Source organism: Microbacterium gawkjiense (genome assembly GCF_031932225.1).
Taxonomy (GTDB): domain Bacteria; phylum Actinomycetota; class Actinomycetes; order Actinomycetales; family Microbacteriaceae; genus Microbacterium; species Microbacterium gawkjiense.
In genome coordinates this window covers 867,141-892,422 of record NZ_JAUZVV010000001.1, presented here as the reverse complement: position 1 = coordinate 892,422, position 25,282 = coordinate 867,141, and the positions used below count along the sequence as shown (strand labels likewise).

The window sequence follows — 25,282 nt, the reverse complement described above, 5'->3', positions numbered from 1 at the left end:
GGTCAGCCGACGAGGTCGGCGCCCCACTCGAGCGTCCAGCTCTCGCCGGGGGCGAGACGTCGCAGGCTCCGGCCGGAGTTGAATGCGTCGGCCGGCGCCGTCATCGGCTCGATCGCGACGGCCAGGTCGTGCCCAGGGAAGCGGTCGGTCGTGAAGACCTGCACGTACTCGAATCCCTCGCCCGCCCACACCGTGAGGCGGCGCCCGTCCGGGGCGATCAGGTGCGCATGGATCCGTCCGTCGCGGCGGGGGAGTCCCGCGAAGGCGACGTCGAGCGACAGGTCGCCGACGCGTCGGGGCGTGCGGAGGTCGTGCTCGTCGTCGAGCGGCTCCTCGGCGACCGGGATGCTCTGATCGTCGAGGCGGAACCAGGTCTGCGCCTCGACTTGCAGCGACAGGTCGGCGGTGTCGACGTCGGAGATCCGGAAGTACGGGTGCGTCCCGAGGGCGACCGGGGCGTCGCCGTCGCCGATGTTCGTGATCTCGTGGGTCACCCGGATGCCGCGCTCGCCGAGGCGATAGGTCACGCGGGTGGCGAGGTGGTACGGGTACCCCGTCTGCGGCACGACGTCGGCCCGCAGGGTGAGCGCGGCATCCGTCTGCTCCTCCACCCGGTACGACGCGAACCGCAGCAGCCCGTGCGACGCGTTGCCGAGCTTCGGCTCGGTGATCGCGAGCTGGCGGAGTTCGCCGTCGTCCTCCCAGCGGCCGTCGCGGATGCGGTTGGGCCAGGGGACCAGGACGATGCCGGATGCCGCGGGTGTCGGCGCGTCGTCGGGGTAGTCAGGGACGAGGTCGACGCCGCCGACGCGCAGCGCCCGCAGCGCGGCACCGACCTCGGTGATCTCGGCCGAGACGTCGGCGGCGCGGAGGGCGAAGCGGGTTCCGGTGGGATCGGCGGCCATGCGGTCAGCGTATCGGCGCGGCGGGTTCCCAGGTGGGCCGGGTATCGTGGACCCGTCGGCGGAGGACACCGCGCTGTGCGCGGGCATCCTGTGTAGTCCTCGGGGCCGATCTCGAAACCCGATCCGCGGTTTCGGAACCAGTAACTGGAATGGCCCCCGGCCGACGGAAGTCCGGGTCTCACCGTGCGTGCGCGCACGGCGCTGTTTCGTGCGAGAACCCAGAAAGCACACGCATGCCCAAGAACAAGAAGCCGGCCGGCGGCCGCGCGCAGAACTTCGAGCCCCGCTACGGCAAGAAGACCTCCTACCAGGACGCCAAGCGCCGCCCCGGCCAGGCCTCCGCCGGAACCGCCGGCAGCAAGAGCCCCAAGCACCGCGGCTTCCGCGCCGCCGAGGATTCGGCACCCGCGAAGGGCCGCTGGACCGAGCAGGACCGCGCCGGCCGGGCCGAGGCCCGCGGCATCCGCTCGCACGCCCGCGGCGACCGCGCCGCCGGTGGCGAGCGCCCGCGCTTCGACCGTGCTGGTGGGGCGGAGCGCCCGCGTTTCGACCGCGCCGGTGGCGAGCGCCCGCGTTTCGACCGCGCCGGTGGCGAGCGCCCGCGCTTCGACCGCGCGCGTGGCAACGACCGCGGAGATTTCGATCGTCGGGGCCCCCGTGGGGCCGATTCGCGTCGGGATGGGCAGGATGTCCGCGGTTACGGCCGCCCCGAGCGCGACGATCGTGCGCGGTTCGACCGGACCGAGCGCCCCCGCTTCGACCGCGCCGACCGTGGCAACGACCGCGGAGATTCTGACCGCCGCGCCCCCCGTGACGCCGGAAACGGCCGTGACGCACGCGAATTCCGCGGTACTGGCCGGACCGAGCGCCCGCGCTTCGACCGCGCCGACCGCACCGCGCGCTCGTTCGACGACCGCCCCCGCCGGGACGACCGGCCCCGTCGCGACGAACGCGCGAACCGGTCGGACTGGAACGCCGCCGAGAAGTCGAAGGCGCACCAGGAACACGTCGACGTCGTGCACGAGCGTCTCCAGGCCGAAGCGGTGGATGCCGCATCCGTCGAGCAGGCGTCGTTCGCCGACCTCGGGCTCGGCCAGAACATCGTGCGCACCCTCGAAGGTCTCGGCGCCACGAGCCCGTTCCCGATCCAGGCGGCCACCGTCCGTCCGATCCTCGAGGGCCGTGACGTCCTCGCCCGTGGCCGCACCGGCTCGGGCAAGACGATCGCCTTCGGCGCTCCGCTCGTCGAACGTGTGCTGCGGGGCCAGGCCGGCAAGCGCCGCGCGTGGGGCCGTTCGCCGCAGGCGCTGATCCTCGCGCCGACGCGCGAGCTCGCGCTGCAGATCGACCGCACCGTGCAGGAGCTCGCGCAGAGCGTCGGCCTCTTCACGACGCAGGTCTACGGCGGCGTCCCGCAGGGCCGCCAGGTCGGCGCGCTGAAGAAGGGCGTCGACATCGTCATCGGCACCCCGGGCCGCATCGAGGACCTCGAGAAGCAGGGCAAGCTCGACCTGTCCGAGGTCGGGATCGTCGTCCTCGACGAGGCCGACCACATGAGCGAGCTGGGCTTCCTCGAGCCGATGCAGCGGATCCTCCGCCTCGTGCAGGACGACGCGCAGAAGCTGCTCTTCTCCGCCACGCTCGACCGCGAGGTCGCTGCTCTGGTCGACGAGTTCCTCGTGGACCCGGCCGTCTACGAGGTTGCGGGCGAGACGCAGGAGACCAGCACGATCGATCACCGCGTCCTCGTGATCGACCACCGCGACAAGGCCGAGATCCTCACCTCGCTCGTCGACCGCGACGGCAAGACGCTCGTCTTCACGCGGACCCGTGCGTACTCCGAGATGCTCGTCGAGCAGTTCGAGGATGCCGGGATCGCCGCCGTCGCCCTGCACGGCGACCTCAACCAGGCCAAGCGGACCCGCAACCTGCAGCGCCTGACCGACGGCAAGGTCAACGTGCTGGTCGCGACGGATGTGGCGGCGCGCGGCATCCACGTCGACGACATCGACCTGGTCGTCCAGGCCGACGCTCCCGACGAGTACAAGACGTACACGCACCGCTCGGGCCGCACCGGTCGCGCGGGCCGCGCGGGCACGGTCGTCACGCTGATCACGCGTCAGCGTCGTCGGCGCATGACCGAGATGCTCGAGCGCGCCGAGATCGATGCGCCTTTCGACGAGGCGCGCATCGGCGATGACGTGCTCGAGGAGATCACGGGTCGTCAGGCCGCGAACGTCGACGCCTGAGCAGTGTCACTAGGGTGGGCGGATGCCGCTCGTCATCCGCCCGCTCGGTGATCCCGACGTCGACGCGGTCGTGTCCCTGTGGCACGACGCCGGCCTGACCCGCCCGTGGAACGACCCGCACCGCGACATCGCGCGTGCCCGCGCCGTCTGGCCCGACCTCCTTCTGGTCGCGGCGGACGGCGACCGCGTCGTCGGCTCGGTCATGGCCGGGTACGACGGACACCGCGGCTGGTTGTATTACCTCGCATCGGCTTCCGACCGGCGCGGCGAGGGGATCGGGCGGATGCTGGTGGCCGAGGCGGAGCGACGGCTCGAAGCGCTCGGCTGCCCGAAGGTGATGCTCATGGTCCGCGAGGGCAACGACGCGGTCGCGGAGTTCTACGACGGCATCGGCTACGCCCGCGACGCGACCTCCGTCCTCGGCAAGCGCCTCATCCCCGACGACTGACTCAGAAGAGCATCGCTGCCGCCTGCTCGCGCGTCGCCGTCTTCATGACCGGACCCGTGGTCCGCACCGGGCCGAGCCCGCGCGGGGGAGCGTCCTCCTCCTCGAGCCTGCCGTGCAGTCCGTGCTTCCGCAGCAGCGGACGCACCCGCGCGGACAGCCAGGAGCGGTACCCCTTCGGCGCCGAGACCGAGACGCCCGGGTACAGGCCGCGGTAGGCCGGCACGAGGTCCGGGCACTCGCGTTCCAGCCACTGCCAGAACCACTCCTTCGCGCCCGGCCGCAGGTGCAGGGCGCCGAAGACGACCCGGCGCGCACCGGATGCCGCGATCCGCGCGATCGCGTCGTCGAGCACGTCGACCCCGTCGGTCAGGTGCGGCACGATCGGCATGAGGAACACGGTCACCGAGAAGCCGGCATCCGTCGCGGCCTTCACGGTGTCGAGCCGTGCCTGGAACGACGGTGCCCCCGGCTCGAGGAGTTGGCGCAACGGTTCGTGGGGGATCGCGATCGACATGGCGATGTGGATCGGGACGCGGGTCGCGGCATCCGTCAGCTGCGGCAGGTCGCGGCGCAGCAGCGTGCCCTTCGTGAGGATCGAGAACGGCGTGCCGCTCGAGGCGAGGGCGTCGATGATGCCCGGCATCAGCCGATAGCGGCCCTCGGCCCGCTGGTACGGATCGGTGTTCGTACCAAGGGCGACCGGTTCGTGCCGCCACGACGGCTTGGCGAGCTCCCGCGCGAGCACCTCCGCCACATTGACCTTCACGACGATCTGCGAGTCGAAGTCGGCCCCGGCGTCGAGGTCGAGGTAGGTGTGCGTCTGCCGAGCGAAGCAGTAGACGCAACGATGTGAGCAGCCCCGATAGGGGTTCACGGTCCACGAGAACGGCATCGCGGAACCGCTCGGCACGTGGTTCAGCGCGGACTTCGCGACCACCTCGTGGAACGTCATCCCGGCGAACTCCGGCGTCGTCACGGAGCGGACGAGACCGCCCATCGACTCGAGCCCGGGCAGGGCGGCCTCATCGACCGTCGAGATGTCCTGCCCCTGCCACCGCATCTCCCCAGTCGAACACATATACGAGTAAGGAGTCAATGCCGCGCCCGGGAGAGTAGAACATCGAGGACGCACTCCCCGGCCTGGGACAATGGTCACGTGTCAGAGTCGAGGAGCGCCGCGAGGCGGCGGGTGCTCCGTCGGCGACGCCAGCGCCGCGCGGTCGTCCTGCTCGCCCTCGTCGCGACGCTCATCATCGCCCTCGTCGTCGTCCTCCCGCGCGCCCTCGCCCCCGACGACGCCGTCGCCGAACCGGCATCCACCCCCGCTCCGCCCTCGTCCGCGCCGGCGAGCACACCGACGCCGACGCCGGAGACACCCGAGGCCGAACCGGCCTTGTGCGAGACGGATGCCGTGACCGTGGCGCTCGAGAACGGTTCCGACCGCGACGTGATCGCCGCGTTCGGCGGCGCCGAACCGTTCCGCGCGGCGATCGCCGACGGCGCGGCCCCCTGCGTCGACCTGCACGAGGCGGGGCGCCTCTGGGTGGTCGCGAACAAGCGGCATCCCCTCGATCCGATCGACTACTGGCCCACACCGCAGGCGCGTCCGCAGGACACCCGGATCGTGGCGGGCGGGTGGCTGCTCGACGAGACGGCGGCGGCGCTCGACGAGCTCTCGGCCGACGTGCGGGCCGCGGCGGGCACGATCGGGGTGAGCAGCGGGTTCCGCCCCTACGACTTCCAGGTCGACACGTACAACCGCTACGTCTCGATGCGCGGCAAGGCGGCCGCCGACCTCCGGAGCGCACGCCCCGGCCACAGCGAGCACCAGACGGGACTCGCCGTGGACGTCGTGGCATGCGACTCCGGATGCGGCGACCATGACGGCTTCGGCGGCACCCCGCAGTCGGACTGGATCGCCGAGAACGCCTGGCGGTACGGCTTCATCGTCCGCTACGAGGAGGGACGCACCGCGACGACGGGCTACTCCGCCGAGCCGTGGCACCTGCGGTTCATCGGTCAGGAGTTGGCCGGCGCCTACGCCGACGGGGGCTTCCACACCCTCGAGGAGTTCTTCGGGCTCGAGCCCGCCCCCGACTACGGCTGAGGCACGCCGCGGAACTCAGTCGCGCTCACCCTGGCATCCGATCCCACGGCGCGCGTACAGTGGAGGGTGGCGACGCCGCCCACGAGCGCAGCGTCGCGCCGACACGAAGGGGGTCCGCACATGGAGCGGAACATCTACGACGAGGACCACGAAGCGTTCCGCGACGTTATCAAGGAGTTCATCAAGCGCTACGTCACGAACGAGAAGCGCGAACAGTGGGATGCCGCCGGCGAGATCGACCGGGCGACGATGCGCGCGGCCGGCGAGGCCGGTGTGATCGGGCTCAGCGTGCCGGAGGAGTTCGGCGGCGCGGGGATGCTGCAGGACTACCGCTTCCGCACGATCGTCAATGAAGAGGTCATCCGGGCCGGTGCGGGATCGCTCGCCGGCGCCTTCGGCATCCAGGACGACCTGGCCGTGCCCTACCTCGTGCACATGGGCACGCAGGAGCAGAAGGAGACCTGGCTCCCCCGCATGGCGACCGGTGAGATCATCGGTGCGCTCGCGATGACCGAGCCCGGCGCGGGATCGGACCTGCGCGGCATCTCGACGACCGCGAAGAAGACCGACGGAGGCTACATCGTCAACGGCGCGAAGACCTTCATCTCGTCGGGCGCCACCGCCGACATCTTCGTCGTGTTCGTGAAGACGGGCGAGGGCAACCGGCCCGACGCCTTCTCGCTGCTGCTGCTCGAGGCCGACATGGCGGGCTTCGACCACGGCAAGAAGCTGCACAAGATGGGCTTCCACGGCCACGACACGGCCGAGCTCAGCTTCACGGACGTCTTCGTCCCGGACGAGAACCTCATCGGCGGCGAAGAGGGCAAGGGCTTCATCCAGCTCATGATGAACCTGCCGCTGGAGCGCCTGTCGATCGGTGTCGCGGGCGCCGCGGCCGCGCAGGCGGGCGTCGAGTGGACGGTCGCGTACACGAAGGACCGCGAGGCGTTCGGTCAGCGGATCATCGACTTCCAGAACACGCGCTTCACCCTCGCCGACCTCGTGACGACCGTCGACGCGCTGTGGGCCTACGTCGACCGCGCGATCACCCTCTACGGCGAGAACAAGCTGTCCGCCGAGGATGCCGCTCAGGTCAAGTTCTGGGCCACCGAGCGCGAGTGGGAGGTGCTCGACGCCTGCGTCCAGTTGCACGGCGGCTACGGCTACATCATGGAGTACCCGATCGCCCGCGCCTTCCTCGACGCCCGCGTCCACCGCATCTACGGCGGCACGAACGAGATCATGCGCGACATCGTGTCGCGCCGGATCGCCGGTAAGCGCTGACCCGACGACCGAGGTCCCGATCGGGACGGAAAACCCGCGCGGTTACCCGGCCCGATCGGGACCTCGGCGGCGCGGGGCGACGAACCCGAATGCTGTCGTTAGCCGCGTCTTAGGCGCGGTTAAGGACGGCGGGGTGGGATCGGCGCATGCGCATTCGACACCTCCGCCTCGCTCTTTCGCTCGCTCTCGTCTCGGCGGGTGCCGTCGTTCTCGCCGGGTGCGTCGCCCCCGCCACCGACGAGAGGGAGGGGGAAACGGATGCCGCGCGTCTCTCGACCTCGACGGCCAGCTTCTGGGACTCCTCCACCGTCCACTCGATCTCGGTCGACGTGGACGACGACACCCTCGCCGAGCTGCTCGAGACGTACGAGAGCACCGGGGACAAAGAATGGATCGAGGTCACCGTCACGATCGACGGCGAGGTCTACGAGGGCGCGGGGCTGAAGCTGAAGGGCAATTCGTCGCTGAAGAGCGTCACGAGCGACGACGACCCGAGCGGCATCCCGTGGATCATCCGGCTCGACAAGTTCGTCGACGGCCAGAACCACGAGGGCATCACCGATTTCGTCGTCCGGGGGAACAGTTCCGAGACCTCCTTGAACGAAGCCGTCGCGCTCGACCTGCTCGACCTGGCCGGCCTCGCCAGCGAACAGGCCGCCGCCACACGGTTCACGATCGCGGGGTCGACCGCGCTGCGCCTGGTCGTCGAGAACCCGGGCGACAGCTGGAACGACTCCACTCTCGGCGCGACCGCGCTGTACAAGGCCGAGTCGGGCGGGGACTACTCCTACCGCGGCGATGACCCGGAGTCGTACACGGACGTCTTCGATCAGGAAGCGGGCGACGACGACCTCGCCCCGCTGATCTCCTTCCTGAAGTTCATCAACGACTCCGACGACGAGACGTTCAGCGCCGAACTGTCGCAGCACCTCGACGTCACGGAATTCGCGACCTACCTCGCGTTCCAGGATGTCGTCGACAACTTCGACGACATCGACGGGCCGGGGAACAACTCCTACCTCGCCTACGACGCCGACACCGGCCTGATGACCGTCGTCAACTGGGATCTCAATCTCGCCTTCGGCGCGTCGCCGGGCGGTGCCGGAGCGGGCGGTGCCGGCGGGGACGGGATGGCGATGCCCGACCGTGGCGACGCGGTGGCACCCGACCGCGGTGATGTGGGAGCGCCCGAGGGCGACGCCCGTGCGGATCGGCCCACCCTGCCGGGTGACGACGAGGGCGCGCAGATGGGCGGCGGCGGGGGTCGCGGCGGCTCGAACACCCTGGCCTCGCGTTTTCTCGCCGACGAGGACTTCCACGCGCTCTACGAGAGCGAGCTCGAGGAGCTGGAGGATCTCTTCTACGGCTCGGGCGCCGCAGAGGACATCCTCCAGACCTGGTCGGATGCGCTCGTGGCCGGTGCCGGCGACCTGGTCGACGCCGACGTCATCGCCGCGGATGCCGCGGACCTGACGGCATCCTTCGAACGACTCGCGGACTGACCTCGGCGGCGTGAGGCGGGCCTACTTGGCGACGAGCGTCGTCTCGAAGCTGTAGAGGTCGGGGCGGTAGCAGTGGTGGCCGTACTCGAACGCCCGGCCGGAGTCGTCGAAGGCGACACGTTCCATCGTGAGGACCGGGCCGTCGGAGTCGATGTCGAGCAGTTCGCCCTCGTCGCCGCGGGCGCTGCGCGCACCGATCTTCTGCTTCGCGACGCGGATGGTGACGCCCCGCGCGCGCAGGATCTCGTAGAGGCCGTGCTCTTCGAGCTGCTCACGGGTGATGTCGGCGAACTCCGACGGCAGGTAGTTCTCGAGCACCGCGACGGGGACGCCGTCGGTGCTGCGCTGCCGGCGCACGAAGACGACGTCGTCGCCCGGGGTGAGGCCGAGACTCTTCGCGACGATCTCGGAGGCCGGGACGACCTCGTGCCCCAGCACACGCGTCGCGGGGACGTGCGAGGTGTTCTTGAGGTCCTCGTAGAGGCTCGTCAGTTCGACGGCGCGGGTGACCTGACCCTGCACGACCTGCGTGCCGATGCCGCGCCGGCGCACGAGCAGCCCCTTGTCGACGAGCTCTTGGATCGCGCGACGGATGGTCGGGCGCGACAGCCCCAGCCGCTGGCCGATCGCGATCTCGTTCTCGAGCCGTCCGCCCGGGGGGATGGCTCCGGAGTGGATGGCGGCCTCGAGCCGGCTGGACACTTGGAAGTAGAGCGGGACGGGGCCGGTGCGATCGAGATCGGCGAAGAGTTCGGCGGGCCAGTAGGTGTCGGCATCGACCACAGCCCTCACGCTCCTTCTGATGGATGACGGGTGTCGCCGGCCTTTGTACCGACAACATCACGTGTCAGGCTAACGGCTCACCGGCCCTCGTCACGGATTTCTCTATGTGATATTGTTAGGACATGTTTGCGACCCGAGGCCACGCTGCCGGATGACTGCTCGCGCCGCTGCTCCCGACGTCCTCTCCCTCGGACGACTCGGCGTCGACATCTACCCGCTGCAGACGGGTGTCGGACTCGAAGAGGTCTCGACGTTCGGCAAGTTCCTCGGGGGGAGCGCGGCCAACGTCGCCGTCGCCGCCGCCCGCTACGGACACGACGTCGCTCTCGTCTCGCGGGTCGGTGACGACCCGTTCGGTCGCTATCTGCGCGCCGAACTCGACCGGCTCGACGTCGACCCCGCCCTCGTCGCCGTCGACGGCACGTACAAGACGCCGATCACCCTCTGCGAGATCTTCCCGCCCGACGACTTCCCGCTGTACTTCTACCGCGAGCCCAAGGCCCCCGACCTCGAGGTGACGCCGGATCAGCTGCCGAGCGACGTGCTGACCGGGGCATCCATCTTCTGGTCCACGGTCACGGGTCTCAGCCAGGAGCCCAGCCGGTCGACCCAGCTCGACGCCCTGCGGCGCCGCGGCCGTGCGCGCCACACGATCCTCGACCTCGACTACCGGCCGATGTTCTGGCCCGACCCCGCCGAGGCGAGCGCGCAGGTGTCCGCCGCGCTCGAGCACGTCACGATCGCCGTGGGCAACCGCGAGGAGTGCGAGGTCGCCGTCGGCGAGACCGAACCGATGCGCGCGGCCGACGCTCTGCTCGAACGCGGTGTCGAGCTCGCGATCGTCAAGCAGGGCCCCGACGGTGTCCTCGCGAAGACCCGCGACGAGACCGTGGTGGCTCCGCCGTACCTCGTCGACGTCGTCAACGGGCTGGGAGCGGGCGACGCGTTCGGCGGTGCGCTCTGCCACGGTCTGCTGAGCGGGTGGAGCCTGGAGCGCATCCTGCGCTTCGCCAACGTGGCCGGCGCGATCGTCGCGTCGCGGCTGGAATGTTCGACGGCGATGCCGACGGCCGCAGAGGTCGAGGCGATCTTGGACGCGGGGGGCGCGGCGTGAGCGATCGAGTCATCACCGAGGAGGCGTTCGCGCGACTGCGCGAACTGCGCGCGTTCGACCCCGAGGCGATCCGCCACGCCGTCGCGACCCGCACGCGCCGTCACCTCGACTCCGGCGACGGCCGGCTGTTCATCGTCGCGGCCGATCACCCGGCCCGCGGCGCCCTCGCGGTCGGAGCGGATGCCACGGCCATGGCCGACCGCCACGAACTGCTCGAGCGCCTCGCCATCGCGCTCAGCCGACCGGGCGTCGACGGGGTGCTGGGCACGCCCGACATCATCGACGACCTCGCCGCGCTCGGACTCCTCGACGACAAGATCGTCGTCGGGTCGATGAACCGCGGCGGACTCCGCGGCGCGGACTTCGAGATGGACGACCGCTACGGCGCCTACGACGTGCCGTCGATGGTCGCGGCGAACCTCGACTTCGCGAAGGCCCTCGTCCGCATCAACCTCGCCGATCCGGCCACCGCGTCGACCCTCGAGGCGACGGCCCGTGCCGTCACCGCGGCGGCGGGGGCCGGCATCCCGATCATGCTCGAGCCGTTCATGAGCACGCGGAACGACGGGCGCATCGTCAACGACCTGTCGACCGACGCCGTCATCCTCTCGGTCGCGATCGCGGCGGGCCTCGGCGGGTCCAGCGCGTACACCTGGATGAAGCTGCCGGTCGTGCCCGAGATGGAACGCGTCATGGCGGCCACGACCCTGCCGACCCTGCTGCTCGGCGGCGACTCGGGCGACGACCCCGACGAGACGTTCGCATCGTGGCAGGACGCGCTCGCGCTGCCCGGCGTCCGCGGACTCACCGTCGGACGCACCCTCCTCTACCCGCCCGACGGCGACACCGCAGCAGCGGTCGACATCGCCGCCGGTCTCGTCCACTCCTCCCTCCTCACGAAGGAACAGTCATGAGCACCTCTTCCGAGAACCGCGTCATCGGCCACTGGATCGCGGGGGCGCACCGCGCCTCGACGAGCGGGCGGACCGCGCCGGTCTACAACCCGGCGACCGGGTCGGTGCAGGCCGAGGTCGCGCTCGCCGACCAGGCCGAGATCGATGAGGCCATCGCCGCCGCCGAGGCGGGCTTCCGGGTGTGGTCGGGCTTCTCGATCGCGAAGCGTCAGACGGTGCTGTTCGCGTTCCGCGAGCTGCTGAACGCGCGTAAGCAGGAACTGGCGCACATCATCACGGCCGAGCACGGCAAGGTCGTCTCGGATGCGATGGGCGAGATCCTCCGCGGTCAGGAGGTCGTCGAGCTCGCGACCGGGTTCCCGCACCTCATCAAGGGCGCCTACTCCGAGAACGCATCGACGGGGATCGACGTCTACTCGATCAAGCAGCCGCTCGGTGTGGTCGGTGTCATCTCGCCGTTCAACTTCCCCGTCATGGTGCCCCTGTGGTTCGCGCCGATCGCGATCGCGGCGGGGAACGCCGTCGTGCTGAAGCCGAGCGAGAAGGACCCGTCGGCCGCACTGTGGCTCGCCGAGTTGTGGCAGGAGGCCGGACTCCCGGCCGGCGTGTTCACGGTGCTCCAGGGCGACAAGCTCGCCGTCGACGGGCTGCTCCACAGCCCCGTCGTGCAGTCGATCTCGTTCGTCGGATCGACCCCGATCGCCCAGTACATCTACGAGACCGCGTCGCGGAACGGCAAGCGCGTGCAGGCCCTCGGTGGTGCGAAGAACCACATGCTTGTCCTCCCCGACGCCGACCTCGACCTCGTCGCCGACCAGGCCGTCAACGCCGGTTTCGGCGCGGCGGGGGAGCGGTGCATGGCGATCAGCGTCGTCCTCGCGGTGGAGCCGGTCGCCGACGAGCTGATCGCGAAGGTCACCGAGCGCATCGCGAAGCTGCGGATCGGCAACGGCGCGGGCCAGGACGGCGTCGAGCCCGACATGGGCCCGCTCATCACCGATGTGCACCGCGACAAGGTGTCGTCCTACGTCGACATCGCCGAGGCCGACGGTGCGACGGTCGTCGTCGACGGCCGCGGGTTCACCGTCCCGGGGCACGAGGACGGCTTCTTCTTCGGCCCGACCCTGCTCGACCACGTCCCGACGTCGTCGAAGGCGTACACGGAGGAGATCTTCGGGCCCGTCCTGTCGGTCGTCCGCGTCGCCAGCTACGACGAGGGTCTCGCGCTCATCAACTCCGGCGAGTTCGGCAACGGGACCGCGATCTTCACCAACGACGGCGGTGCCGCGCGCCGGTTCCAGTCCGAGGTGCAGGTCGGGATGATCGGCATCAACGTGCCCATCCCCGTCCCCGTCGCGTACCACTCGTTCGGCGGGTGGAAGAAGTCGCTGTTCGGCGACGCGAAAGCGTACGGTGTCCACGGGTTCGACTTCTTCACCCGTGAGAAGGCGATCACCAGCCGGTGGCTCGACCCCGCCACTCACGGTGGCATCAACCTCGGCTTCCCCCAGAACACCTGATCGCACGCCGCCCGGCGGCGGCATCCCGAGAGCGCGAAGATGAGCATCGAGAACACCTGGTTCCATCGCCGCGGCGACCTCGCCGCGGGCGGCTGGGAGAGCGTCGTCGGACGGGACACCCCCGGCTGGCAGCACACCGGCATCCGTGTCGCCGACCTCGGCGAGGGCGACCGCGTGGAACTCTTCGAGACCGACGTCGAGCGCATCGTCGTGCCGCTCGCGGGCTCGTTCGAGGTCGCTCACGCCGAGGGCGATGACCGCGAGCACACGCGGCTGCGGGGCCGGCGGTCGGTCTTCGACGGGCCGACCGACGTCCTGTACCTGCCCGTCGGGCGGACGGCGACCCTCACGGGCCGCGGTCGCGTCGCCGTCGCGGAGGCCCCGGCATCCGTCCGTCGTCCCTGGCGGCACATCGCCGCCGCCGAGACCCCGGTCGAACTCCGCGGCGCGGGTGCGTCGAGCCGCCAGGTGCACAACTTCGGAACGCCGCAGGCGCTGGATGCCGACCGTCTGATCGTCTGCGAAGTGGTGACCCCCGAGGGCAACTGGTCGTCGTACCCGCCGCACAAGCACGACGAGCAGGTCCCCGGCCACGAGTCGCGCCTCGAGGAGATCTACTACTTCGAGTCCGCGCCGGCGGCAGGGTCCGCGGCATCCGCCGACACCGCCTTCGGGATGTTCAGCACCTACTCGTCGCCCGCCGGCGAGATCGACATAAACGCGATAGTCCGCACGGGCGACATCGCCCTCGTGCCCTACGGGTACCACGGTCCGGCCGTCGCCGCGCCCGGGTACGACCTCTACTACCTCAACGTGATGGCCGGGCCCGACCCCGACCGCGCGTGGCTCATCAGCGACGACCCCGCGCACGCGTGGGTCCGCGACACCTGGGCGGATCAGGGCATCGATCCGCGACTCCCGTACCCGACCGAGGAAGGCCGATCCTGATGGCAGAGACGAAGCGGATGACGGTCAGCCAGGCGCTCATCGAGTTCCTGGCCCACCAGTGGACCGTCGACGGCGACGTGCGCGAGCGCACGATCCCCGGGGTCTTCGGCATCTTCGGTCATGGCAACGTCGCCGGCATCGGGCAGGCGCTCACGCAACTGAACGTGCACGACCCCGACCTCATGCCGTACCACCAGGCCCGCAACGAGCAGGCGATGGTGCACCAGGCCGTCGGCTACGCGCGGATGCACCGCCGCCGCGGCACGTATGCGGCCGCGGCATCCGTCGGTCCGGGTGCGGCCAACATGCTCACCGGCGCCGCCCTCGCCACGACCAATCGCCTGCCCGCCCTGCTGCTGCCCAGCGACACGTTCGCGACGCGCGTCGCCGACCCGGTGCTGCAGCAGCTCGAGCAGCCGTGGGACATCGGGCTCACCGTCAACGACGCGTTCCGCCCGCTGTCGAAGTTCTTCGACCGCGTGCAGCGGCCCGAGCAGCTGTACTCCATCGCGCTCGCCGCGATGCGGGTGCTCACCGACCCCGCCGAGACCGGCGCGGTCACGATCGCCCTCCCCGAGGACGTGCAGGCCGAGGCGCTCGACGTGCCGATCGAGTTCCTGCAGGACCGCGAGTGGCACATCCGTCGCCCGCTCCCCGAGCGCGGCCCGCTCGCACGCGCGGTCGCCGCGATCCGCTCGGCGCGGAAGCCGTTCATCGTCGCGGGCGGCGGGGTGATCTACTCCGAGGCCGAGGAGCAGCTCCGCGCGTTCGTCGAGGCCACCGGCATCCCCGTCGGCACGACGCAGGCCGGCGGCGGCTCCCTCGCCTGGGACCACCCGCAGTACCTCGGCGGCGTCGGCGCGACCGGCTCGCTCGCGGCCAACCGGCTCGCCGCGGAGACCGACGTCGTCATCGGGATCGGCACGCGCTACAGCGACTTCACGACCGCCTCGCGGACCGCGTTCCAGAACCCCGACGTCGTCTTCGTCAACATCAACGTCGCCGCCTTCGACGCCTACAAGCACGGGTCCGAGCTGCCGGTGATCGCCGACGCCCGCGAAGCGCTCGTCGCGCTGAGCCGCGAGCTCGAGGGCTTCCGCGTGACGGCCGACCACGCGGAGCGGATCGCCCGGCAGAAGGTCGAGTGGGACGAGATCGTCGACCGTGCGTTCGCGCCCTCGGGCGCCGACCGCCCCGGCCAGCCCGAGATCATCCACGCCGTGCACGCCGCGACCGACCCGCGCGACGTCATCGTGCAGGCAGCGGGGTCGCTCCCCGGCGACCTGCACAAGCTGTGGCGCGTCCGCGACCCGCTCGGGTATCACGTCGAGTACGCCTTCTCGTGCATGGGGTACGAGATCGCCGGCGGCCTCGGCGCGAAGCGCGGCCTCGAAGCGGCGGGCGACGACCGCGACGTCATCGTCATGGTCGGCGACGGGTCGTACCTGATGCTCAACAGCGAGCTCGTGACGGCGGTCGCCGAGGGCATCAAGATCATCGTCGTCCTCATCCAGAACCACGGCTTCGCCTCGATCGGCCACCTGTCCGAGACGGTCGGGTCGCAGCGCTTCGGCACGCAGTACCGCACGTACGACCCCGCCGCGAAGAACTTCCAGAACGGCGCCGTCCTCCCCGTCGACCTCGCCATGAACGCCCGCAGCTACGGCATGGACGTCGTCGAGATCGCGGAGGGACCGGATGCCGCGGCGGACCTGACCGCGGCCGTCGCCGCCGCGAAGGCATCCGACCGGTCGACGTTCATCCACATCAACAGCGATCCGCTCGTCTACGCGCCCGACAACGCCGGGTGGTGGGACGTGCCCGTCCCGGAGGTGTCGACCATCGAGTCCACGCAGCAAGCCCGCGAGGCTTACGTCGGCGAACGCGCCGCGCAGCGCCCGCTCCTCGGCGGGGGTGCCCGATGAAGGCGACGGTCGCCGGCGCACCGGTCAGCTTCGGCGTGTTCGAGCTGACGCCCGAGGGCGCGGAGACGATCTCGCCCGACGCGATGATGGAGGCCCTCGCCGCCGCCGACTACACGGGCATCGACCTCGGGCCGCTCGGCTTCCTGGGCGAGGACGCGGCCCTGCGCGCCCGCCTCGACCGCTTCGGCATGGCGCTGGCCGGCGGCTGGGTGCAGCTGCCGTTCTCGGACGACGAGGCTTTCGCGGCGGCCCTCCCCGACCTGCGCGCCGCGCTCCGGCAGTTCTCGGTCGGCGCCGAGGCCGGCACGGGTGCGCTGCCGTTGCCGACCCTCGCCGACGACGGGTCCGCGCTCCGCCGCGGTGCCCCGGGTCGCGGCGCCGAGGTCGACCGGCTCGACCCGGATGCCTGGGGTCGCCTCACCGACAACGTCGCCCGCGCCGCGGCCGTCGTCCGCGAGGCCGGGTTCGAGCCGACGTTCCACCACCATGCGGGGACGTTCGTCGAGTCGCCCGACGAGATCGACCGGTTCCTCGCCGACACCGACGTCGACCTGACCCTCGACACCGGGCACCTGTTCATCGCGGGCGGCGATCCGCTCGCCGCCGTCGAGCGCTGGGGCGACCGGATCAACCACCTGCACCTGAAGGACGTCGACCTGACCACGCTCCGCCGCGTGCTCGCCGCCGGCGGAGGGATGCCGGAGGTCTGGTCGGGCGGCTCGTTCGTCGCCTTCGGCGAGGGCGACATCGACCTCGCCTCGGTGATGACCGCCCTCGACGCGCGCGGCTACGAGGGCTGGGTCGTCGTCGAGCAGGACGTGCTCAACGGCCCCGACGTCGCCCTCGACGCGTTCGTCACGGCCCGCTCCGCCGACCAGGCCACCAACCGCGACGCGCTCCGCGCGTGGGTGTGACCCGCCTTCCCCCTCCGAGAACAGGAACGACATGACCGCCACCCCCGTCCGCTTCGGACTCTTCGGCTCCGGACGCATCGGCCAGGTGCACGCCGCGAGCATCGCCGCATCCCCCGACGCCGAACTGGCGTGGATCGCCGACCCGTTCATCGACGGGGCCGAGCGCCTCGCGGCGCAGTACGGCGGCAAGACCACGACCGACCCGGCCGAGGTCTTCGCCTCGGGCGAGGTCGACGCCGTGCTCGTCGCCTCGCCGACCCCGACGCACGTCGATCTCATCCGCGCGGCGGTGGAGGCCGGCATCCCGGTCCTCTGCGAGAAGCCGATCGACCTCGATATCAGCCGCGTCGAAGAGCTCCGGCCCGTCGTGGCCGCCGCCGGCGTGCCCGTCGCGCTCGGATTCAACCGCCGCTTCGACCCCGGCTTCCATACCGCCCGCACGCGGGTCGCGGCCGGCGAGATCGGCCGCCTCGAGCAGCTCACGATCATCAGCCGCGACCCCGCCGCCCCGCCCGCGGCGTACGTGGCGGTGTCGGGCGGCATCTTCCGCGACATGACGATCCACGACTTCGACATGGCGCGCTTCTTCCTGCCCGACATCGTCGCGGTCACCGCGTTCGGCACGACGACCTTCGACGAGGGCGCACGGCAGCATGGCGACTTCGACACGACCACGGCGATCCTCAAGTCGGCATCCGGCGCGCTCGTCACGATCATCAACTCGCGGCACAGCACGACCGGCTACGACCAGCGCATCGAGGCCTACGGCAGCGAGGGCGACCTCACCGTCGCGAACCAGGGCACGAGCCTCGTGAGCCTCTCGAACGCGAACGGCGTCGCCGCAGGTGCGCCGTTCGAGGCATCCATGGTCACCCGCTACACCCCCTCGTACCGCGCCGAACTGGCGGAGTTCCTGAAGCTCGTGCGCGGTGAGGAGTCGGCCAGCCCGACGTTCGACGACGGCCGCGCAGCGCTGCTGCTCGCGGATGCCGCGCAGCGCTCGGCGACCGAGGGCGTCACCGTCGAGGTCGACCTCACCTGACCCGCGTCGAGGTCCCGATCGCGCCGGTGATCCGCCGATCTTTCCCGGCCGGATCGGGACCTCGCCGTGCGACCCGCGGCTCAGGCCTCGGACGCGACGGGGTGCGGCTGCTCCCGCATGCCCCACGGCGAGCCGTAACCCTCGGGCTTCGGCGCCGCGAGCAGCTCGAGGAACGGCTTCGCGTCGAACGCCTCGGGGCCGAGCACGCCCGTGCCCGACCAGGTGCCGCGGGCGAGCAGCTCGAGGGCGATGACGGGGTTGATCGCGGTCTGCCAGACGACGGCCTGCGAGTTGTCCTCGCGCATCGTCTGCTCGTTGTCGGCCACGTGGTACAGGTACGTCGAGCGCGGCTGCCCGTCCTTGCCGGTTCCCGTCACCCACACGCCGGCGCACGTCTTGCCGCTCATCTTGTCGCCGATCGTGGCGGGGTCGGGCAGGGCCGCCGCCACGACGTCGCGCGGCGAGACCTGCACGCCCTTCACCGACAGCGGCTCGGTCTTGTCGAGGCCGAGCTTGTTCAGCACCCGCAGCACCTCGATGAACTCGTCACCGAGGCCGTACTTGAACGTGACGCGCTTTGCTTTGGTCCACCGCGGCATGAGGAGCACTTCCTCGTGCTCGACGTTGACGCACTCGACCGGACCGATGCCGTCGGGGAAGTCGAACACCTCGGGCTCGCTGAACGGCTCGGTGACGTACCAGCCCTTGCCCTCCTCGTAGACGACCGGCGGGTTCAGGCACTCCTCGATCGTCGTCCAGATCGAGAACGACGGCGCGAAGTCGTACCCGGCGACGACCAGGTTCGCCCCGTCGCGCACCCCCAGCTCGTCGATCTCGTCGAACAGCTCGTCCTCCGCGTAGCGGGCGAACACGTCCGACAGGCCCGGCTCCACCCCGATGCCGACGAGCGCCAGGCGTCCGGCATCCTTCCACTCCTGCTCCTTGGCGAACTGTGCGTCGCCGAGTTTGACGCCCACCTCTTCGTAGGGGCGTTCCGGATGCCGCTGCGACAGGCTCATCGCCATGTCGAGGTACGTCGCCCCGGCCGCGAACGCGCCGTCGAAGATCGGCATGACGAAGCGCGGGTCGACCGCGTTCAGCACATGGGTGGCGGAGTGCTCGCGGATCAGGGATGCCACGGACTCGGCGCTCGAGGCATCCACCTGCGCCGCGGCGAACCGCTCGTCGCCGAGTTCCGCCACGAGCGCCTCGGGGCGGGCCGGGTCGTAGTCGGCGATGATGACGGCCTCGAAGAAGTCGCGGCGGCGGAGGATGCGGGCGGCGGCACTGCCGACGCCGCCGGCGCCGATGATGAGGATGCGCATGCGGGGTCCTTCCGGGCGGTCAGATGCCGCCGTCGATGGAGCGGGGGAGGGTGCTCGTGTCGTCGGGGACGAGCACGGGGGTCTCGCGGTTGAGGCTCTCGCCGCGGAAGAACCGCTTCGAGCGCGGGAAGAGGAACCACGCGAGCATGAGCACGACGCCGAGGCCGAGCGCGCCGATGCCGACGACGAAGGTCGACCCCACGCCGAGCAGCGTGCCCGAGTAGCCGTAATCGGGGTTCAGCATGTCGATCGCCGACTGGATGAAGGCATAGGTCAGCATGAGGGCGCCGACGAGGGGGAACACGCCCTTGAACCAGGTGTCGCGCGCGGAGCGGAACAGGTCCTTGCGGAAGTACCAGACGCAGGCGTACCCGGTGATGGCGTAGTAGAACGCGATCGCGAGGCCGAGCGAGAGGATCGTGTCCTGCAGGATCGCGTCGCTGAGCGACGTCATCACGACGTAGTAGACGCTCGCGACGATGCCCATGACGAGCGTCGAGAACGACGGTGTCTTGTAGCGGGGGTGGACGTCCTTGAACTTCGCCGGGAGGGCGCGGTAGACACCCATCGCGAGGGTGCCGCGCGCGGTCGGGAGGATCGTCGTCTGCGTCGACGAGACGGCCGAGATGAGGACGGCGACGACGAGCAGCCAGCCCCACGGGCCGAGCAGCCCGTCCTTGATCGCGAGGAAGAAGTCGTCGGCGTTGTCGACGTTGCCGAGGCCCGTGCCGTCCTCGCCGATGCCGGCGTACATCATCGCCGCGATCGTGACCGAGACGTAGGTGACCAGCAGCAGCACGCAGGTGAGGAGGGCGGCGAGGCCCGGGATGCGCTTGGGGTCCTTCGTCTCCTCGTTGAGGGCGAGGCAGGTGTCCCACCCCCAGTAGATGAAGATCGCGAGCAGGATCGCCTCGATGAACCCGCCCCACTCGCCGAAGGCGAACGGGTTCAGCCACTGCCAGTCGAACGCCGTCGGGTTCGGGGCCGAGCCCGAGAAGAACTGCGTGAGCGCGGCGATCACGAAGACGATGAGGGCGAGGTACTGGATGCCGAGCAGCACGTTCTGGATGCGCTCGCCGATCTCGACGCCGCGCCACGACACGTACGTCATCGCGGCGATGAAGGCGACCGCGACGAGGACGATCCGCCAGTCGTTCGGTTCCTCGAACTCCTGACCGAGGAGGGCCCAGAAGTAGATCGAGGCGACCTGCGCGAGGTTCGCCAGCACGATCATGCCCGCGATCGCGACGCCCCAGCCGCCCATCCATCCCACCCACGGGCCGAACGCCTTCGTCCCCCACGTGAACGTCGTGCCGCAGTCGGGCACGTCGTTGTTGAGCTCGCGGTAGGCGAAGGCGATGAGCAGCATCGGGATGAAGGCGATCACGAACGCGATCGGCGCCTGCCCCCCGACGGCGAGGACGACGTAGCCGAGCGTCGCGACGAGCGAATACACCGGCGCGGTCGAGGCGAGGCCGATGACGGTCGAGCCCCACAGGCCCAGGGTGCCGCGTGCGAGGCCCTTGCCGTCCGGACGGGTCAGATGCACAGGCGTCGTGGTCACGCCGACCTCCTCAGGGAAAGCGATCCGCCTTCCCGCGGTCGGGTACCCGGGCGGCGCCGTCGCCGTCCTGAGCGGGAAGTGGCCTCACCCTAGCACCGGCGTTCCACGCCGCACGAGACCCGGTGTCAGGCCGCGCGCGGCGCCGAGCGCCGGGCCAGACGGGCGACACCGGCGGCCGCCAGCCGGTCGGCGATGACGATCCCGCCCCACGTGGCGACGAGGCAGCTCAGCGCGCACAGGACGAAGAAGGCGACCAGCACCGGGAACGCCATGGCCCACAGGTCGAACGACTGCGCCGCGAGGATCGGGTAGGCGACACCCGCGACGACGGCGCCGGCGTAGTGCAGCCACCGCGACCAGCGGCGGTAGATCGTCACGAGGAAGGGCAGCTCCGGGAAGAAGGCCCAGAACAGCGTCGTCGCGATCGCGCCGGCGGTGTAGAAGGGCGTGAGCACGAGCCCCAACACCAGCCCCACGAGCAGACCCGCGAACGGCCGGCGGATGAGGCGGAGCGCGATGACCGCCGGCATCATCCACAGCCCGGCGATCGCGACCGAGGCGAACGGCACGGTCGCGAACAGCGCCGTCGAGAGCCACCAGGCGAACGCCAGCATCACCCCGCCCGCAACCCCGATCGCCGCACATGTCATCAGGTACGCGGTCGACACCTTGCCCATGTCAGCGCCCCACCTTCTCCTTCGCCGGCGTCCTGCGCCAGTAGCCGATGAAACTGATCGCGGACTTGTCGACCCCCAGCGCGACGAGGTGGCGCCGCGCGGACGTCGGCAGGTTCTGCTCGCCCACGATGAAGTGATGTGCGCCGGATGCCGTCGGCCGCCGCACGAGCTCTGCGAGGGCGACCGTGCCGGGCGCCGCGTCGGCGTCGCGCACGAGCCAGGACACCTCGACGCCCGCCGGTGCGTCCAGGGGGAGGACGTCGTCGGCGGTCGGGGCCTCGAGGATCGCGACGCCCGTCGCGGTCGAGGGCAGCGACGCGAGGACCCCCGCGACGGCGGGCACGCCGGTCTCGTCGGCCACGAGCACCACCTGGTCGACACCGCGCTCGGGGTCGAACCCGAGCCCTTCGTCGAGGATCACGACGCTCTCGCCGGGCTGCGCCCGCTCCGCCCAGCCCGAGGCGGGGCCCGCGTCGTCGCCGTGCCCGTGCAGCACGAAGTCGACGTCGATCTCGGCACCGGCCTCCGCCGTCGCGGCCCGGTATGCGCGCACGGTGTAGTTGCGCATGACGGGCCGCTCCCCCTCAGGGATCCGGAGGTAGCGCAGGTAGCCGATGAGGGTGTTCGCCTTCGCGGGGATGCGCTCGAGGCCCGCCTCGCCGCCGATGGGCAGGAAGAGGCGGAACCACTGGTCGAAGCCGCGCGCGGTGAACCGGTCGACGTCGCCGCCGCCGAGCGTGACGCGCATCCAGTGCGGCGCGAGCCGCTCGGTGCGCAGCACGCGCAGGTGCAGCAGTTCCTGGTGTGCGGGCTTCATGAGAGCACTGGCGCGGGCCATCGGCATCCTTCCATCGCGGGGTCACATGCCCCAGGGGAACAGCACGGTCAGGATGGCGGCGGACGCGACCCAGAAGACGAGGACGAACACGGTGTCGCGCGCCCGCCACGGCAGCAGGTACCGCTCGGTGCGGTCGCGGTGGGCGCCGAACGCGCGGGCGTCCATCGCGAGCGCCACCCGCTCGGCGTGCCGGATCGCGCCGGCCAGCAGCGGCACGACGTAACCCGCCCAGCGGGCGATCGCGGCGAACGGTCCGCGCCCGCCGTGCGCGCCGCGCACCCGGTGCGCCTGCCGGATCACTTCGAGCTCGTACCCGAACCGCGGCACGAACCGGATCGCCGCGAGCGCGGCGTACCCGATGCGGTACGGCACCCGCAGCTGCTGCACGGTCGCGCGGACGAGGTCGGGGCCCGTGGTCGTGAGCCCCGCGATGAGCCCGAGCGCGAGGATCGCCGCGAGGCGCGCCCCCGTCGCGAGCCCGACCTCGACGGCGCCCGAGTGGAGGGTCCAGGATCCGACCGAGAGGATCGGCGCGGTGCCGTCGACGAGATCCCGGTCGACCCACAGTCCCAGCGACAGACCGACCACGGACGCTCCGATCGGGATGCCGAGAAGCAGCAGCGCCGCGACCCGCACCGACACGCGGGTGCCGGTGAGGATCACGAGGTACGCGATCGCGAGGAAGACGAGCGGGGTGACCAGATCGCGCGAGAAGACGAGGGCCACCATCGCCGGCAGGGGAGCTGCGAGCTTGGCGAGCGGGCCGATGCGGCCGAGCACGCCCCGGGCGGGGGCGCCGGTGTACGGATCGGCGACGGCGGTCACGACGCGCCTCCGCTCAGGGCGCGCAGTGAGGTCACGCCGGCGAGTCCGGGATGCCGCGTCACGCCCCTCAGCGCCTCCTGCAGCGCCGGGCGGCGCAGACCGCTCTCGCGCAGCAGCGTCTCGTCGGCGAACACGTCGGCGGTGGCGGCATCCGCTCGGATCCGGCCGTCGTGGACGACGACCGTGCGATGCGCGTACTCGGCGACCAGCTGCATGTCGTGCGTGACGACGACGATCGTCGTACCCGCCTCGTTGAGGTCGCGCAGCAGCCGCAGCAGTTCGTCGGCGCGGGCGCGGTCCTGCCCGAACGTCGGCTCGTCGAGGGCGAGGATCGGGGCTCCCGCGATGAGCGCCGTCCCGACCGAGAGGCGCCGCTTCTGGCCGCCCGACAGCAGGAACGGGTGCACGTCGGCCTTGCCCTCGAGGCCGAAGCGCTCGAGCATCGCGGTGGTGCGCGCGTGGATCTCGGCCTCGTCGAGCCTGCGTCCGCGCAGGCCGTGAGCGAGCTCGTCGAAGACCGTGTGCGCGATGAACTGGTGCTCGGGGTTCTGGAAGACGAAGCCGATCCGGCGCGACAACTCGCGCAGGCCGGTGCGCGACGCGTCGACCCCGTCGACCCGCACCGTGCCGCGCGGCGGTGGGATGACCCCCGCCATCGCCTGCACGAGCGTCGTCTTGCCCGCGCCGTTCGCTCCCACGACGCCGACGAACTCGCCTGCCCGCACCGTCAGATCGACGCCGTGCAGCACGGTGCGCCGCCCGCGCCGGAGGGTGAGCCCGCGCACCTCGACCGCCGGGTGTGCCGAATGCAGGTCAGGACGCGGTTGAGGGCGTCGTTCGACCCTCCCGGGTGCCGAATCACCTGCACTCGGAACCGGCGCCTCCGCCGCCTCGAGCGCCTGCGTCAGCTCCGCAGGGGTCAGCGGCGTGCGGGGGAGGTCCCACCCGGCTCGCCGTAGGGCGAGGGCGGCCATCGTCGAGACCGGCAGCCAGACGCCGATCGCCTCGAGCTCCTCGGCGCGCCCGCGCAGCACCGTGTCGACGGTGCCGTCGGCGACCGTGCGGCCCTCCGCGTCGAGCACGACGACGCGGTCGGTGAGGCCGACGGCGGCGTCGAGGTTGTGCTCGACCAGCAGGATCGAGCGACCCTCGGCGGCGACCGCGCGCAGCGCGTCGTAGACGTCCTCGATGCCGGCCGGGTCGAGGTTCGCGGTGGGTTCGTCGAGGACCAGCAGCTCCGACCCCATCGCCAGCGCGCACGCGATCGCCAAGCGCTGCTTGCCGCCGCCGGACAGCCGGTCCGGGTTCTCGCCGCGGCGCTCCCACAGTCCGACCTGGCGCAGTGCGGCTTCGGTGCGCGCGAGGACGTCGGCCACCGGCATCCGCAGGTTCTCGGGGCCGAAGGCGACGTCGTCGAAGACCGTGCCGGTGATCAGCTGCGCGTCCGGGTCCTGGAACACCATGCCGACGTGCGCCGCGAGCTGTGCGACGGGCGTCGTGGCCGCGGCGCGCCCCCGCACGGCGACCTCGCCGGTGAGGGTCGCCGGCACCGCCTGCGGGATCAGGCCGTTGGTCGCGAGGGCGAGGGTGGACTTGCCCGAACCGCTGGGTCCCAGCAGCAGGACGACCTCGCCGGGGGCGATGTCGAACGTGACGGATGCCGGGATCGCGGCATCCGCTCCCTCGTGGGTGATCGCGACTCCACGCACGCGCAGCAGCGGCGTGGGCGGCCGGTCGTCGCGGGGCGCCTGCGCCGTGGTGGGGTCGGAGGCGGCAGGGCTCACGAACGGTCCAAACGAGGAGGGCGGGTCGGCCTTAGCTTAGCCTGCCCTAACTCCTCGCGCCACGCCCGCGCGGCGCAGGCTCTCGCCCACGCCGAGGCCGGCCGCCGTCCACACGACCGGACCGGCGAGCGCGATGACGAGGTAGGCGATCTGCGCCCACGCCGGGAGCTTTCCGAGGTTCGCCGCGAAGAACACGACGACGGCGACGAGGACCCCGATGACGAGAGCGGCGGCGAAGAAGCGCCACGCGCCCCACGAGCGGTACCGCGTGAGGGCGGCGACGCCCTCCTGGATCGCGCCGAACAGCAGCGCCGTGCCGAGGAACCGCCCGATCCACGCCGGGTTGACGGCGCTCGCGACGAGCGCCGCGAGCACGTGCGTCGTCAGGGCGACCAGCGGCAGACGGAACACCTGCTGCGCGATGATCCCCGGCAGCACGTGCGACCCGAGCACGAGGCCGTAGGCCCAGGGGGCTGCGGCGATGACGACCGGGGTGATGGCTCCGGCGACGCCGCCGAGCAGGCCCGTCGCCACTCCGAGCGCGGCGCAGACGAGCAGCACGCGCGTCGAGAGGAGTGTGCGGGTCACGGATTCAAGGCTATCCGCGCCCGAGA

General features: G+C 71.2%; 22 protein-coding genes. 12 read left to right on the top strand and 10 right to left on the bottom strand.

Annotation, left to right across the window (positions count from 1 at the left end; translation table 11 throughout):
* Positions 1 to 2 precede the first annotated feature (2 nt).
* Positions 3 to 905, bottom strand: coding sequence for an aldose 1-epimerase family protein (locus Q9S71_RS04275; RefSeq protein WP_311860732.1), 903 nt, complete (start codon positions 903 to 905; stop codon positions 3 to 5).
* A gap of 233 nt (positions 906 to 1,138) precedes the next feature.
* Between Q9S71_RS04275 and Q9S71_RS04270 the strand changes: the two genes are divergently transcribed.
* Positions 1,139 to 3,154, top strand: coding sequence for a DEAD/DEAH box helicase (locus tag Q9S71_RS04270; protein ID WP_311860730.1), 2,016 nt, complete (start codon positions 1,139 to 1,141; stop codon positions 3,152 to 3,154).
* 22 nt (positions 3,155 to 3,176) lie between these two features.
* Positions 3,177 to 3,602 carry a GNAT family acetyltransferase gene (locus Q9S71_RS04265; protein ID WP_253035873.1) on the top strand — a complete coding sequence of 142 codons (426 nt, stop codon included), beginning with the start codon at positions 3,177 to 3,179 and terminating at the stop codon, positions 3,600 to 3,602.
* Between the two features lies 1 nt (position 3,603).
* Here the strand turns inward: Q9S71_RS04265 and Q9S71_RS04260 are convergent, their stop codons facing one another.
* Complete coding sequence (locus Q9S71_RS04260; RefSeq protein ID WP_311860727.1) at positions 3,604 to 4,662, bottom strand: Rv2578c family radical SAM protein; 1,059 nt, start codon at positions 4,660 to 4,662, stop codon at positions 3,604 to 3,606.
* Between the two features lie 96 nt (positions 4,663 to 4,758).
* Here Q9S71_RS04260 and Q9S71_RS04255 point away from each other — a divergent pair, with 96 nt between their 5' ends.
* From Q9S71_RS04255 to Q9S71_RS04245, 3 genes are all read left to right on the top strand, one after another.
* On the top strand, positions 4,759 to 5,709 hold the full coding sequence (locus tag Q9S71_RS04255) for a M15 family metallopeptidase (protein WP_311860726.1): 951 nt from the start codon (positions 4,759 to 4,761) through the stop codon (positions 5,707 to 5,709).
* Between the two features lie 120 nt (positions 5,710 to 5,829).
* The gene (locus tag Q9S71_RS04250) at positions 5,830 to 6,993 is read left to right on the top strand and encodes an acyl-CoA dehydrogenase family protein (protein ID WP_311860725.1); all 1,164 of its coding nucleotides are present in this window, start codon (positions 5,830 to 5,832) and stop codon (positions 6,991 to 6,993) included.
* Between the two features lie 146 nt (positions 6,994 to 7,139).
* Positions 7,140 to 8,495 (top strand): CotH kinase family protein, encoded by a 1,356-nt coding sequence (locus tag Q9S71_RS04245; protein ID WP_311860723.1) that lies wholly within the window; start codon positions 7,140 to 7,142, stop codon positions 8,493 to 8,495.
* 21 nt (positions 8,496 to 8,516) lie between these two features.
* Here the strand turns inward: Q9S71_RS04245 and Q9S71_RS04240 are convergent, their stop codons facing one another.
* Positions 8,517 to 9,278, bottom strand: a complete 762-nt coding sequence (locus Q9S71_RS04240) for a GntR family transcriptional regulator (protein ID WP_064003526.1) — start codon at positions 9,276 to 9,278, stop codon at positions 8,517 to 8,519.
* 151 nt (positions 9,279 to 9,429) lie between these two features.
* On the opposite strand from Q9S71_RS04240, the gene iolC reads away from it, so the two are divergent.
* From iolC to iolG, 7 genes are read left to right on the top strand one after another with little or no spacing between them, the layout of a single operon-like run.
* A complete protein-coding gene (gene iolC / locus Q9S71_RS04235; protein WP_064003527.1) occupies positions 9,430 to 10,392 on the top strand; it encodes a 5-dehydro-2-deoxygluconokinase in 963 nt (320 codons plus the stop codon).
* A complete protein-coding gene (locus tag Q9S71_RS04230; RefSeq protein WP_311860721.1) occupies positions 10,389 to 11,306 on the top strand; it encodes a class I fructose-bisphosphate aldolase in 918 nt (305 codons plus the stop codon). Before iolC ends, Q9S71_RS04230 begins: the two co-directional genes overlap by 4 nt.
* Positions 11,303 to 12,826: a CoA-acylating methylmalonate-semialdehyde dehydrogenase gene (locus tag Q9S71_RS04225; RefSeq protein ID WP_311860720.1), complete on the top strand. Its 1,524-nt coding sequence runs from the start codon at positions 11,303 to 11,305 to the stop codon at positions 12,824 to 12,826. Before Q9S71_RS04230 ends, Q9S71_RS04225 begins: the two co-directional genes overlap by 4 nt.
* A gap of 39 nt (positions 12,827 to 12,865) precedes the next feature.
* On the top strand, positions 12,866 to 13,774 hold the full coding sequence (gene iolB, locus Q9S71_RS04220) for a 5-deoxy-glucuronate isomerase (protein WP_311860719.1): 909 nt from the start codon (positions 12,866 to 12,868) through the stop codon (positions 13,772 to 13,774).
* Entirely contained in the window at positions 13,774 to 15,699 is a 1,926-nt protein-coding gene (gene iolD, locus Q9S71_RS04215) for a 3D-(3,5/4)-trihydroxycyclohexane-1,2-dione acylhydrolase (decyclizing) (RefSeq protein WP_311860718.1), read from the top strand. The genes iolB and iolD overlap by 1 nt, the downstream gene beginning before the upstream one ends.
* Positions 15,696 to 16,613 (top strand): sugar phosphate isomerase/epimerase family protein, encoded by a 918-nt coding sequence (locus tag Q9S71_RS04210; RefSeq protein WP_311860717.1) that lies wholly within the window; start codon positions 15,696 to 15,698, stop codon positions 16,611 to 16,613. Before iolD ends, Q9S71_RS04210 begins: the two co-directional genes overlap by 4 nt.
* A gap of 31 nt (positions 16,614 to 16,644) precedes the next feature.
* Positions 16,645 to 17,655: an inositol 2-dehydrogenase gene (gene iolG / locus Q9S71_RS04205; RefSeq protein ID WP_311860716.1), complete on the top strand. Its 1,011-nt coding sequence runs from the start codon at positions 16,645 to 16,647 to the stop codon at positions 17,653 to 17,655.
* An 80-nt stretch (positions 17,656 to 17,735) separates the two neighbouring features.
* Here iolG and Q9S71_RS04200 read toward each other — a convergent pair whose 3' ends face one another.
* The 7 genes from Q9S71_RS04200 to Q9S71_RS04170 all read right to left on the bottom strand — a co-directional run bounded on the left by Q9S71_RS04200 (position 17,736) and on the right by Q9S71_RS04170 (position 25,256).
* Complete coding sequence (locus Q9S71_RS04200) at positions 17,736 to 18,980, bottom strand: saccharopine dehydrogenase family protein (RefSeq protein ID WP_311860715.1); 1,245 nt, start codon at positions 18,978 to 18,980, stop codon at positions 17,736 to 17,738.
* 19 nt (positions 18,981 to 18,999) lie between these two features.
* Positions 19,000 to 20,544 carry an APC family permease gene (locus Q9S71_RS04195; protein ID WP_311860714.1) on the bottom strand — a complete coding sequence of 515 codons (1,545 nt, stop codon included), beginning with the start codon at positions 20,542 to 20,544 and terminating at the stop codon, positions 19,000 to 19,002.
* Positions 20,545 to 20,669: 125 nt separating this feature from the next.
* Positions 20,670 to 21,221: an ECF transporter S component gene (locus Q9S71_RS04190; RefSeq protein WP_311860713.1), complete on the bottom strand. Its 552-nt coding sequence runs from the start codon at positions 21,219 to 21,221 to the stop codon at positions 20,670 to 20,672.
* A 1-nt stretch (position 21,222) separates the two neighbouring features.
* Positions 21,223 to 22,059, bottom strand: coding sequence for a siderophore-interacting protein (locus Q9S71_RS04185; RefSeq protein ID WP_311860712.1), 837 nt, complete (start codon positions 22,057 to 22,059; stop codon positions 21,223 to 21,225).
* A 21-nt stretch (positions 22,060 to 22,080) separates the two neighbouring features.
* Entirely contained in the window at positions 22,081 to 22,884 is an 804-nt protein-coding gene (locus Q9S71_RS04180) for an energy-coupling factor transporter transmembrane component T (protein WP_311860711.1), read from the bottom strand.
* On the bottom strand, positions 22,881 to 24,668 hold the full coding sequence (locus tag Q9S71_RS04175; protein ID WP_422880329.1) for an ABC transporter ATP-binding protein: 1,788 nt from the start codon (positions 24,666 to 24,668) through the stop codon (positions 22,881 to 22,883). Before Q9S71_RS04175 ends, Q9S71_RS04180 begins: the two co-directional genes overlap by 4 nt.
* 36 nt (positions 24,669 to 24,704) lie before the next feature.
* Entirely contained in the window at positions 24,705 to 25,256 is a 552-nt protein-coding gene (locus Q9S71_RS04170; RefSeq protein ID WP_311860710.1) for an ECF transporter S component, read from the bottom strand.
* Positions 25,257 to 25,282 lie beyond the last annotated feature (26 nt).